At 69.4% G+C, this 11,400-nt stretch carries 10 protein-coding genes, 1 tRNA gene and 1 riboswitch; of the genes, 4 read left to right on the forward strand and 7 right to left on the reverse strand.

The window, feature by feature from the left end; all coding sequences use genetic code 11:
- Positions 1-159: 159 nt before the first annotated feature.
- On the reverse strand, positions 160-2,010 hold the full coding sequence (locus FH608_RS05810; RefSeq protein ID WP_139629194.1) for a sensor histidine kinase: 1,851 nt from the start codon (positions 2,008-2,010) through the stop codon (positions 160-162).
- A 98-nt stretch (positions 2,011-2,108) separates the two neighbouring features.
- On the opposite strand from FH608_RS05810, the gene FH608_RS05815 reads away from it, so the two are divergent.
- Positions 2,109-2,681: a methylated-DNA--[protein]-cysteine S-methyltransferase gene (locus FH608_RS05815; RefSeq protein ID WP_139629196.1), complete on the forward strand. Its 573-nt coding sequence runs from the start codon at positions 2,109-2,111 to the stop codon at positions 2,679-2,681.
- Here the strand turns inward: FH608_RS05815 and FH608_RS05820 are convergent.
- The 5 genes from FH608_RS05820 to FH608_RS05840 form a co-directional block, all read right to left on the reverse strand.
- Positions 2,647-3,978, reverse strand: a complete 1,332-nt coding sequence (locus tag FH608_RS05820) for a purine-cytosine permease family protein (protein WP_139629198.1) — start codon at positions 3,976-3,978, stop codon at positions 2,647-2,649. The two genes, FH608_RS05815 and FH608_RS05820, sit on opposite strands and share 35 nt — an antisense overlap.
- Positions 3,969-4,081: riboswitch (TPP riboswitch) on the reverse strand. (Overlaps the previous gene by 10 nt.)
- Positions 4,082-4,144: 63 nt before the next feature.
- A complete protein-coding gene (locus tag FH608_RS05825; RefSeq protein WP_139629200.1) occupies positions 4,145-4,468 on the reverse strand; it encodes a rhodanese-like domain-containing protein in 324 nt (107 codons plus the stop codon).
- A gap of 210 nt (positions 4,469-4,678) precedes the next feature.
- Positions 4,679-5,557, reverse strand: a complete 879-nt coding sequence (locus FH608_RS05830) for an Fpg/Nei family DNA glycosylase (RefSeq protein WP_139629202.1) — start codon at positions 5,555-5,557, stop codon at positions 4,679-4,681.
- 45 nt (positions 5,558-5,602) lie between these two features.
- Positions 5,603-6,208 carry a TenA family protein gene (locus FH608_RS05835; protein ID WP_139629204.1) on the reverse strand — a complete coding sequence of 202 codons (606 nt, stop codon included), beginning with the start codon at positions 6,206-6,208 and terminating at the stop codon, positions 5,603-5,605.
- Between the two features lie 10 nt (positions 6,209-6,218).
- On the reverse strand, positions 6,219-7,460 hold the full coding sequence (locus FH608_RS05840; protein WP_226899044.1) for an LCP family protein: 1,242 nt from the start codon (positions 7,458-7,460) through the stop codon (positions 6,219-6,221).
- A 245-nt stretch (positions 7,461-7,705) separates the two neighbouring features.
- Here FH608_RS05840 and FH608_RS05845 point away from each other — a divergent pair, with 245 nt between their 5' ends.
- Both FH608_RS05845 and FH608_RS05850 read left to right on the forward strand, forming a co-directional pair.
- Positions 7,706-9,058: a hemolysin family protein gene (locus tag FH608_RS05845; RefSeq protein WP_139629882.1), complete on the forward strand. Its 1,353-nt coding sequence runs from the start codon at positions 7,706-7,708 to the stop codon at positions 9,056-9,058.
- Positions 9,055-10,065 carry a hemolysin family protein gene (locus tag FH608_RS05850; RefSeq protein WP_139629206.1) on the forward strand — a complete coding sequence of 337 codons (1,011 nt, stop codon included), beginning with the start codon at positions 9,055-9,057 and terminating at the stop codon, positions 10,063-10,065. The genes FH608_RS05845 and FH608_RS05850 overlap by 4 nt, the downstream gene beginning before the upstream one ends.
- Before the next feature lie 311 nt (positions 10,066-10,376).
- Here the strand turns inward: FH608_RS05850 and FH608_RS05855 are convergent.
- Positions 10,377-10,459 (reverse strand) — tRNA-Leu (locus FH608_RS05855).
- A 199-nt stretch (positions 10,460-10,658) separates the two neighbouring features.
- On the opposite strand from FH608_RS05855, the gene FH608_RS05860 reads away from it, so the two are divergent.
- Positions 10,659-11,399 (forward strand): FhaA domain-containing protein, encoded by a 741-nt coding sequence (locus FH608_RS05860; protein ID WP_026214157.1) that lies wholly within the window; start codon positions 10,659-10,661, stop codon positions 11,397-11,399.
- Position 11,400: the final 1 nt, after the last annotated feature.

The raw sequence follows: 11,400 nt of genomic DNA on the forward strand, positions 1-11,400 counted from the left end.
CGCGGGAACACTCCCCGGTACGACCGAAATGCCCCGTTACTCGATCCCAGAAACCGCATCTCGATCACAGCTTGTACACATTGGACGATAGATCAGCGCAACTGTGACCACCTCGTTACCGCACCGGTGTGTCGGGTCCGATAGGGGAAAACAGCCGTCTCATGCGCCGCCCTTGCCCGCGCGCAGCAGGAGCCGCATGCGCGTGCCCCCTTCGGGTCGTGGATGGGCGCTCACGTCTCCCCCCTGTGCTCTGGCGAGGCTGCGGACGATGTAAAGACCGAGCCCCACTCCACCAAACCTTCTCCGGTCGCCGCTGTCCACCTGGACGAACCGCTCAAAGATCCGTTCACGGTCGGTCGGGGCGATACCGACCCCCTCGTCGTCGACGACCACGACCACGTTGTCGGCCTCGGGCCAGGCCGCCACGCTGATCAGCCCGCCCTTGGGCGAGTACTTGAACGCGTTCTCCAGCAGCTGGGCCAGCACGATGTCGGTGGCCAGCGCGTCGCCCAGCACGTACGGGAGCCCGTCGGGGATCGCCACCTCGACCCGGTGCCTGTCCGACAGGGCGGGCAGCCCGAGAGTGGCCGCGTCGATCCGCTCGGCCAGGTCGAACTCCTCGATCCTGACCTCCAGCTCGTCCGCCCCGGCCCTGGCCCCGAGCAGCAGGTGGTCCATCAGGTCACCGAGCGACCTGGCCCGTTCGGCGATCGTGTGCACGGCCGAGCGGCGCTCGGGGTCGCTCATCTTGTCCCAGCGCCGGTCGAGGGTGCTGGCGAAGCCGCGCACGATCGTGATCGGCGTGCGCAGCTCGTGGCTGGTCGTGGCCAGGAACAGGTCCTTGGCCTCCTCCAGCTCCTTGGCCGTGGTCACGTCGCGGAAGTCGATGACGATCTCGCCGGTCTCCTCGATCCGCGCGCTCACGACGTCCAGCCAGCGCCCGCTCTCCATCTGGAACGTCCCCTTCTCGCCCGGCTCGGGCAGCGGGAACGGCGGCGGCCCGCCGATGACCGCCTCGGCGGAGAAGGCGGTCAGCTCGGCGGCGGCCGGGTTCCAGCGCACCACGCGGCCAGCCCCGTCGAGGACGGCGATGCCGTCGGCGCTGGCGTCGAAGACGGCCTGCTCGTGCGCCCGCTGCCGGACGGCCTCCTGGTAGGCCACCGCGTTGCCGACGGCGATGCCCGCGTGCCCGGCCAGCAGCTCCAGCAGCTCCAGCTCCAGGTGCCCGGGGGTGCGCTGGGCGAACAGCGCGTACAGGGCCCCGTACGGGCGCCCGCCGACGGCGGCGAGGCCCAGCGCGATCGTGTGCAGGCCGTTCAGCCGCGCCCACACCAGGTCCTCCAGCCCGTCGGACTCCAGCATGACGGTCTTGCCGGTGCGTAAGAGCTTGTCGACCAGGCTCGTCCGCAGGTCGGTGGTGGTGCCCCGGATGGCCGCGGGCAGCTGGTACGTGCTGACCAGGCGTAAGCGCTCGCCCTCGATCAGCACGAACCCGCCGGCGTCCGCGCCCGTCAGCTCGGTCAGGGAGGCCGAGATCCGGTCGAGCACGGCCGACAGTTCCAGCTCGGAGTTGATGTCGCCGACCACGTCGGTCAGCCGGCGCACCAGCCGCTCGCGGCGCGCCATGCGGTTCCTCGCCAGCTCGTCGGCCCGCGCGAGGTGGTGCACGCAGACGTAGCCGGCCACGGCGCTGCCCAGGCGCAGCGCGCCGATGTCGACCCGCACGTCCAGGACGGTCCCGTCACTGCGTAAGCGCTTGGTGCGGAGCGTGACCTGCCCGCCGGTGCGTACGCGTTCGAGCACGGCGTTGTGCTCGGCGGTGAGCTCGGCGGGCACGATCGGCGCCCGGCGCCCGAGCATGTCCTCCGCCGTCCACCCGAACAGCCGCTCGGCCGCCTCGTTCCAGAGCAGCACGCTCTGATCCCGATCGACGACCACGACGGCGTTGGGCGAACAGGCGAGCGCCGCGCGAGCCAACTCGTCGTCACTACCGGCCCATTCGTCCCCCACACCTCCATAGTGCCCGTGGCGCGGTGAGTCCGCCGGGCGATCCGTCCGATACGCTGCGGTCACGGTGATTCTCGGCGGGTGGGGAGGGGGTGAGTGCCATGTCGAGCAGTGATCTCGATGCGCTGTTGCGCGTGACCTCCAGCACCTATCGCGGCGAGACCCCTCCGGACATCGCCTTCGGCACCTATGACGGCGCCGTCGGCAGGCTGGTGCTCGCGGTGACCGGCAAGGGCATCGCGGCGTGCAGCTTCGAGCCGGAGAACGACGTGTTCGAGCTGGTCATGAGGCATGCGGGCACGTTCATCGGGCAGGACGCGCGGCGGCTCGACCCGGTGCGCAGAGAGCTGGACGCCTACTTCTCCGGCCGCCTGCGCACGTTCGCGACGCCGGTGGACCTGACGCTGGCGACGGCGTTCGCCCGCACGGTGCTGCAGAAGACCATGGCGGTCCCGTACGGCACGACGACGACGCTGGAGGCGATCGGCGTCAGCATCGGCAGGCCGCGCGCGCTGCGGGCGATCGGCAACGCGCTGGCCTCCAACCCGGTGTGCGTGATCGTGCCGTGCCACCGGGTGGTGCGCGAGGACGGCGAGCTGGGCGACTACGCGGGCGGCCCGGCCGCCAAGCAGCACCTGCTCACCGTCGAGCAGCGCGCCTCCGCCAGCCGATGAGCAGCGTCACGAGCGCGGCCACGATGGCCGCGCCGAGCGCGCCGTTCATCCACGGCTGCCTGGTGAAGCCGATGGCGTCGCGGACCGACACCCAGATCGCGTCCCACTGCGGGACCGTGGGTGTGGAGGTCGTCAGCCAGTACGCCACGAAGCCGAGCGCCCACGGCACCACCCTCGACCAGCGTGAGGGGGCGTCCTCGGCGGTGTTCCAGCCGCGCGAGCCGCCCAGCACGAAGTAGTCCACGGCCAGCACCGCGAACATCGGCACGAACACCGCCCCGATCACGCCCAGGAACGCCCCGTACGAGTTGACGTCGACGATCAGCGCGATCGCGACGGTCAGCACGCCGATGGCGGTGGAGAAGATGCGCCGGTCGACGCGCGGCAGGAGGTTCTGCAGCGAGACCGTGGTGGAGTAGACGTTGGCGAACGACTGGTCGGTCTCGCGCAGCACGAGGATCCCGAAGAACAGCGCGCCCAGCGGCACGGCGACGAACGGGCCGAACACCGACGTGGCGTCGGTCTCCACCGCGCCCGCGCCCGCCATGGCCACCGCGTACACGCCCAGCCCCAGGCAGGCCACCTGCGCCAGGGTGTAGCCGCCCACCACGCCGGTGAACGCCGCCCCGCTCGACCTGGAGTGCCGGGCGAAGTCGGCCGCCATCGGCACCCACGACACCGACAGCGCGATCACGTAGTCGACGGCCGGGGCGAACGCCGTCCACGAGCCGCCCGCGTACTCAGGAGCCCTGGTCAGGAAGAACCAGGCGAACCAGAGCAGCGACAGGACCACGCCGACGGTGACGTACCGCCGCAGAATCCTGATCGCCCCGAGCGGCCAGATCGTGAGCGCGGTGGTCAGCACCCCCGCCACGATCACCCACACCTGGTACGCCACCGACGGGAAGATCGCGCTGCCCGCCTTGGCGATCACCCACAGCTCGAACGCGCCCCAGCCGAGCATCTGGATGATGTTCAGGATCGTGGGCACGTACGAGATCCGCGCCCCGAACAGCCCCCGCAGCAGCACCATGGCGGGCTGCCCGGTCTGCGTGCCGGGGACGGCGGCCAGCCCGACCATGGCGGTGCCGATCAGGCTGCCCACCACGACCGCGATCAGCGCGGCGGACACGCTGAGCGGGGCGTCGCCGAGCGGGTTGAGCAGGAACAACGCACCGGAGAAGCCCAGGAGGCTGACGCCGAGGTTCGCCCAGAGCGCGCCCTGGTCGAGCACGCCCAGGGTCTTGGGCGCCTTGCCTTCGAGAGTCAGCGGAACTTCGTCGGCGACATGCGTCATCGCACACTCCCTACGCCGGCATTACCCGGACAGGTTCAGGCGGTCGGCAGCGGACCTGCTGCCCTCTCAGCCCGGCGAACCCCGAGCTCCCGCGACGATCTGAAGTTAGCGCCCTCATCATGCCCTAGTGGCGCAAAAAACGCCATAGTGGGCGATTACCTGTGTTTTACGCCACGAACGGCGGCTGCCCGGTCTCGCTGACCATCGGACGGCGGGAGTACTCCCACGACTGCATGCCGCCGCCGACGTTGACCGCGTCGCGCCCGAGCTGGTTGAGCCAGGCCGCCACCTGCAGGGACCGGCCGCCCACCCGGCAGACGACATAGACGGTGCGGTCGCCGGGGACCTCGTCCACCCGGCCTTGAATCTGCGTCATGGGAATGTGCACCGCCTCGGGCGCATGCCCGGCGACCCACTCCTCCTGCTCGCGAACATCGAGCAGATATGCGTCCGCCGGCACGGCCCCGGCCTCGATCTCAGGAACGTTCATCCCACCATCATCCCCTGTAACAACTCTTCTCTTACGGCTGCGCCGGGTTGCCCGCACGCGCCGACGCCAGCTAACAGTCTTTCCGTTACGGCTGCGCCGGGCTGCCCGCACGCGCCGACGTCGGTTCCCGTCTGTCATGGCCGGTCGTGAAGGCCAACGGGCCGGGCGCCGTGACGAGCGCCCTCTTGGCCGTTTCCGTGGCTCGGAAGGTCATTTGAGCAGCCGGGAGAGCCGCCGGTCCGCGAGGGGCTTGCCGCCGGTCTGGCAGGTGGGGCAGTACTGCAGCGACGAGTCGGCGAACGACACCTCCCGGATCGTGTCGCCGCAGACGTCGCACGGCTGCCCCGTCCGGTTGTGGACGCGCAGCCCCGACTTCTTCTCCGCCTTGAGGTCCTTGGCCGCCAGCCCGTGCGCCCGCTCCACCGCCTCCCCCAGCGTGGTCACGATGGCCTCGTGCAGGTCGGCGATCTGCGCGTCCGTCAGCGACGAGGCGATCTTGAACGGCGACATCCTGGCCGCGTGCAGCACCTCGTCGGAGTAGGCGTTGCCGATGCCGGCGATGACCTTCTGGTCGCGGAGCAGCCCCTTGATCTGGGTACGGTTGCCGCTCACGATGCGCTTGAGCGCGTCCACGGTGAAGGACTCGTGGAGAGGGTCGGGGCCGAGGGCGGCGATGCCAGGGACGTCGTCCGGATTTTTCGTGACATAGACGGCGAGGCGCTTCTGCGTCCCGGCCTCCGTCAGCTCGAACCCGGGCGCCGGCCCCTCCTCGTCGGGCGCCAGCCGGACGCGCACCGCGAGCGGGCCCTTGCCCGGGCGCACCGGCTTGGCGCCGGACAGGTCGTCGCGCCAGCGCAGCCACCCCGCCCTGGCCAGATGGATGACCAGGTGGAGGCCGTCACAGTCGAGGTCGAGGAACTTGCCGTGCCTCGACACGCCCGTGACGGTCAGCCCGCCGAGCGCGGTCACGGGCGGATCGAACGTCTTGAGCGCCTGCACGGCCACCACGTCCACCGCCAGGATCGTGCGGCCCACCGCCCGCTCGCGCAGGAAGTGGGTGAGTGACTCCACTTCGGGAAGTTCCGGCATGTCCCCAGCGTACGGCGCTCACCGGGCTGTCCACAGCCTGTGGATTCAGGGCACGTCCCAGAAGGCCAGCTCGTGCGCCATCCCCTCGGCGAACAGCGCCCGCGCCCTGGCCGGATCGGGCTCCGCCTCGTCGATCATCTGCCCGATGCGCGCGGTCAGCGCCGCGAACCCCGGGTCCGCGTACGTGTCCACCCAAGCCCGATACCTCGGCTCAGCAGGCGGATTCTCCGCCAATATGCGCCCGAGACTCGAATATCCCCACATACACGGATAAAGCGCGGCCAGCCCCTCCCCGTAAGAGCCGGCCGACTCCAGCAGGAACGCCGTGTACGCCGCGCACGCCGGCCCCTTCACCGCCCCCTCCAGGTCGGCCCCGAACTCCGCCGACATCGACCGGTGCAGGCTCAACTCGTCGTGGTACGTGGCGTGCGCCAGGTCCACCAGGTCGCCCAGGTGCCCGTCGGGCGCCTGCCAGGCCAGCCGCGCGAAGACCCGTACGTAGTCGAGGAGGAACAGGTAGTCCTGTTCCAGCCACGACCTGAACACCGGCTCGGGCAGGTCGCCCCGCCCGATCCCGGCCACGGTGGGATGCTCCAGCTGGGCCTTCAACAGCGGGCGGCCGATGGCGTGCAACGTCTCCGAAATGCTCATGAACCGGAGGTTAGTTGTCGAGGATGTCCTTCGGGATCGGCTTGTCCTCCTTAAGCGCCCCGAAGAGGGCCAGGGCCTTCGTGCGGTCCCACTTGATCGCCTCGCCGCCGTTCGCGAGCCTCTCGGTGCCGCCGAACGGCACCACGGTGGTCACGGGGCTGTCGCCCATCGCCAGGCCGAGCGAGAGCAGGTCGAACGCCCCCGTCCCGTCGTCGACCGCGACCGCGTCGGTGGCGCTCATCGCCAGCGGGATCGACTGGAACGGGTTGATCAGCACACCGGGACTGGCCGCCTTCTTCACGACCGCGCCCAGGAACTGCCGCTGCCGCTTGGTCCGCTCGAAGTCGGGCAGCGCGCCGCCCTTGCGGGTGCGCACGTAGCCGAGGGCCTGGGAGCCGTTGAGCACCTGCGTGCCCTTCTTCAGCTTGAGCCCGGCCTTGGGGTCGTCCACGGCGGCCCGTACATTGATCTCGACCCCGCCGATGGCGTCCACGATGTTGACGAACCCGGCGAACCCGATCTCCATGTAGTGGTCGATGTGCACCCCGGTGACCGTCTCCACGGTGCGCACCAGGAGCTTCGGCCCGCCGTTGTAGGAGGCGTTGAGCTTGTCGCGCCCCTTGCCGGGGATGGAGACCGCGGAGTCGCGCGGCAGGCTGACCAGCGACGGCTTGTCACCGGTGTCGGGGATGTGCAGCAGCATCATGGAGTCGGTACGCTGCCCGACCGCGCGCCCCGTGGCCAGCTTCCTGCGCTGCGCGGCCGTCAGCCCCTTGCGACTGTCGGAGCCGACGAGCAGCCAGTTGGTGCCGGGGGTGTCGGCGGGACGGCCCTCGTAGTCGTCGAGCACGCCCTCGATCCCGGTGATCCGCGAGTCGATCCAGAAGAACAGCCCGACCGCGGCCACGAGCAGGACGACGAGCAACCCCGCCAGGATCTTCAGAACGGTCTTGCCGGAGAGCCGCCGGCGCGGCGACCGCGGAGCGGTGGAATCGGGCTCGCGGTCCCTGGAACGCAGCGGCCGCATCGGACGGTTGCCGGAGCGCTCCCTCCCGTAGACGCGGGAGCCGGCCCTGGGCGGGTCAGAGGGCGGAGGAGCGGGAAGCTTGTGCGTGGGCGCGCCGGGCTGCCCGGCGTACGGCACCTGATGGGCCGGCGCACCCCCCGAGCGCAGGCCGTCGCCGCCTCTCGGCGGCAGCGGGCGGCCGTCACCAGGTGAGCGCATGGCCCGCGTCCGGTCGTCCTCAGACACTCGATTTCTTCCCTTCGTTTGACATAGACGCTACGTCCAACCCCCAGGCAGTGAAGACTTTCCGGCAAGGTTTTCCCACGGAAAAGTACGCGGAACCAGCGGAGAGTCACTCCGGAAACATAGACGCCACCGGCATCGTTACGGTTTATGGACGACGCCTACTTTGAAGGGATGATCGTGTCCGCTGCGGACCCGTGGAGTCTTCGCCCGTGCTCAGGCACGGGTTCCTCTGAGAGCTCACCATGGTGAGCGCCTATCTGGGCCTTCTGGCCCTTCTCCTCCTCACGGCGGCGACCGGCTACTTCGTCGCCCAGGAGTTCGCCTTCGTAGCCGCGGACCGCGCCCTGCTGCGCGAGCAGGCCGCCGCGGGCGACCAAGCCGCGGAAAAGGCCCTTCAGGTCACCTCCCGCCTGTCCTTCATGCTCTCCGGCGCCCAGCTCGGCATCACCGTCACGGCGCTGCTGGTGGGCTTCCTGGCCGAGCCGGCCATCGCCACGATCGTCCGGCCCTGGCTGGCCGACACCGGCATGCCCGACACCATGATCACCGGCCTCTCGGTGGCCGCCGGCGTGTTCGTGGCGACCGTGGTCCAGATGGTCCTGGGCGAGCTGGCGCCGAAGAACCTCGGCATCGCCAGGCCCGAGCCGGTCGCCAAGTTCCTGGCGGGCTCGACACTCGCCTACCTGGCCGTCGTGGGCCCGGTGGTCAAGCTGTTCGACTCGGCTGCGACGGGCCTGCTCAGGCGGGTCGGCATCGAGCCGGTCGAGGAGGTCGAGCACGGCGCGACGCCGGAGGAGCTGTCCCGCATCATCGAGGAGTCGACCCAGGCCGGCGAGCTGCCGCCGAGGCTCTCGGAGCTCCTGGAGCGGGCACTGGAGTTCGGCGACAGGACAGCGGAAGAGATCATGGTCCCGCGCCCCCGCGTCGTGGCGCTGCGCGAGGACCAGCAGATCGCGGCGCTCATCGACATCATGCGCAAGTGCGGCCACTCCCGCTACCCCGTCCTCGACGAGGACGGCGACGTGACAGGCGTGACGGGCGTCCGTGAGCTCATCGCGTCGGGCCTGGAGGAGGGCACGATCGCGGCGGTCACCCGGCCGGCCCTGCTCATCCCCGACTCGCTGCCGCTGCCGGCGGTCCTCGACAGGATGCGGGTGGCCAAGGACGACATGGCCTGCGTCATCGACGAGTACGGCGGCCTGGCCGGCGTGATCACGGTGGAGGACCTGGCGGAGGAGCTGGTCGGCGAGCTCGTGGACGAGAACGACCCGGAGCCGGCCGGCGTGGTGGAGCACCCTGGCGGCGTCTGGGAGGTCCCGGCCGCGCTCCGCCTGGACGAGGTGGAACGCGCGACGGGCATGGCACTCCCCGAGAGCGACGACTACGACACCCTCGCCGGCCTGGTCCTGGCCAAGCTCGGCAGGATGCCCGAAGAGGGCGACAAGGTGACGGTGGAGATGGACAGCCAGGCAGACCCCTTCGCGGACGAGGAAGAGTCCCGGCCGAACCTGGCGGAGCTGACGGTCATGTCGCTCAACCGCAGGGTCCCCGAATGGGTCCGCGTGGCCCCGGTCCAGCACGCGGAGGCGACCCGATGACCCTCCTGCTCCTGAGCCTCGCCCTCCTGGCCTTCAACGCCCTGTTCGTGGCCGCGGAGTTCGCCTTCGTCTCGTCGAGGCGCCACCGCCTGGAGGAGATAGCCGCCCGCAACAACAACCGCCTGATCCGCATGACGGCCAGGTCGGCGATAGGCGGCGGCAAGCAGCTCTCGCTCATGCTCGCGGGCGCCCAGCTGGGCATCACCCTCTGCACCCTGGGCCTGGGCCAGGTCACGGAACCGGCCATCGAGCACACCCTCGAACCGGTGTTCGCGACGATCGGCATCCCGGAGTCACTCCGCCTCCCGATAGCCCTCACCATCGCCCTGGCCCTGGTCACCTTCCTCCACATGGTGGTGGGCGAGATGGCCCCGAAATCCTGGGCACTCACCCACCCGGAGCGATCGGTCCTCCTCCTCACCCTCCCGTTCAGGGCCTTCACCTGGCTGATGCGCCCCCTCCTGTCGGCCCTGAACGCGCTGACGAACGCCATCCTGCGGGCCTTCGGCGTCCAGCCCCGCAACGAACTGGCCACCACCAGAACCCCCCGCCAGCTGGCCATGCTCGTGGGCGAGTCAGGCCGCATGGGCCTCCTGGACAGAGAGGAACACGACCTCCTGACAAGAGCTCTGAGACTGGGCGACGAAGGCATCGAACCGCTGATGGTCCCCATAGAAAAGGCAGCAAGTGTCGCGCCCACGGCAACGGCCCAGCAAATCAAGCAAGCTGCGGCCCAAAGCGGCCACCTGAGACTCCTGGTAGGCAAAACCGGCGCCCTCCACGCCAGGGACGCTCTCCTTCAACCAACCAAGACAGCAGCGGACCTGAGCAGGCAGGTCCCGAAACTCCCGTCGACCACCCAGGTCCCGGAAGCGGTGACAACCCTCCAGGAAGCAAGGGCTCACCTGGCCCTGGTCACCAACCAGCACAACGAAGTGGTGGGCATGGTGACCCTGACGGACCTCTTGGGCGAACTCCTGGACACCAGAACCCAGACTGTGACCTAACCCACAATTCAAAGCGGGAGCACCCCCCAAAAACCCCGCTCCCTCTTGCGATCGAGCAAACACTTCGCCAGTGTGGACCTGCACAAGCAGAAACCCCAGCAGGATGGGGGTAGCAAACCCCAGCAGGATGGGGCCACAAGCAGAAACCCCAGCAGTATGGGGGCAGCGGGGGAAACCCCCGCACAGGGGGGTTCGGGGGAACTCCCCCGAAAGACGCTGGGGGTCCGGGGGTCATCCCCCGGGAGAAATGACGAGGGGACCCGAGGGAGCAATCCTGAAAGGATTGCGACCAAGAGTCCCCAGTCACCGAGTGGGCGAGGAGGGATTTGAACCCTCACGTCCTTTCGGACACACGGACCTGAACCGTGCGCGTCTGCCGTTCCGCCACCCGCCCTTGTGGGTGCGGAAAGAACACTAGCACGGAACAGCCAGTGGTACTGAACCCGGATACGATCGCATAAGACACGGGAGCGGAGGAGCTGGGCGCGACAGCCGACGAGCGCCAGGGACGCCGTGACGTGGAACGAGCGGAAACCGGGCGCCGGGCGCGTCTGGGGGCCGCGATCATATGCACGGAGGAAGGGAGGTACCCGGTGGGAGTCCTTCAGCGCTTCGAGCGAAGGCTCGAAGGCTTGGTTGAGGGAGCCTTTGCGCGGGCGTTCAAATCTGACCTTCAGCCGGTCGAGGTCGCCAGCGCGGTTCAGCGGGAGATGGATGAGCGTGCGGCGATCGTCGCTCAGGGTCGCACGCTCGTGCCCAACGACTTCGTGGTCGAGCTGTCCACGACCGACAGCGAACGGCTTGAGGTCTACGCCGACAGCATCAGCCACGAGCTGGCGAACCTAGCCAGGGAGTACGCCAAGGAGCAGGGCTACTCCTTTGTGGGACCGGTCCGGGTCCGCTTCGAGACGGCCGGCGACCTCGCTGTGGGGTTGTTCCGCATCAGGTCGGGCGTCATCCGCGGCGCGACGGTCGAGCAGGACGAGATCCGCCAGCCGGCGAGCGACCTGCCTCCGTCGAGACCGCACGCGTTCAACGGGCGGCCGCGGCTGCTCGTCTCCACCCAGGACGACCCGCAGGGCGACCGTTCCTACGAGCTGACCACTCCGGTGACCTTGCTCGGAAGGGGCACCGACTGCGATCTTCGTCTGGTCGACCCGGGGGTCTCGCGGCACCACGCGGAGCTGCGGGTGGAGGGCCAGACGGTGGCTCTCGTCGATCTCGGGTCCACCAACGGCACTTTCGTCAACGGCCAGCCGGTACGCAGGATCGAGCTCCAGAACGGCACGCGAGTGACGCTGGGGCGTACGACTCTGGTGTTCCGGCGCGATTAGG

It is taken from the genome of Nonomuraea phyllanthi (assembly GCF_006334985.2).
Taxonomy (GTDB): Bacteria; Actinomycetota; Actinomycetes; order Streptosporangiales; family Streptosporangiaceae; genus Nonomuraea; species Nonomuraea phyllanthi.

Bases quoted from the DNA above. Each gene is read 5' to 3' on its own strand.
- FH608_RS05815 (WP_139629196.1), top strand. From the start codon at position 2,109: ATGTCGAGCAGTGATCTCGATGCGCTGTTGCGCGTGACCTCCAGCACC.
- FH608_RS05820 (WP_139629198.1), bottom strand. From the start codon at position 3,978: ATGACGCATGTCGCCGACGAAGTTCCGCTGACTCTCGAAGGCAAGGCG.
- FH608_RS05825 (WP_139629200.1), bottom strand. From the start codon at position 4,468: ATGAACGTTCCTGAGATCGAGGCCGGGGCCGTGCCGGCGGACGCATAT.
- FH608_RS05830 (WP_139629202.1), bottom strand. From the start codon at position 5,557: ATGCCGGAACTTCCCGAAGTGGAGTCACTCACCCACTTCCTGCGCGAG.
- FH608_RS05835 (WP_139629204.1), bottom strand. From the start codon at position 6,208: ATGAGCATTTCGGAGACGTTGCACGCCATCGGCCGCCCGCTGTTGAAG.
- FH608_RS05850 (WP_139629206.1), top strand. From the start codon at position 9,055: ATGACCCTCCTGCTCCTGAGCCTCGCCCTCCTGGCCTTCAACGCCCTG.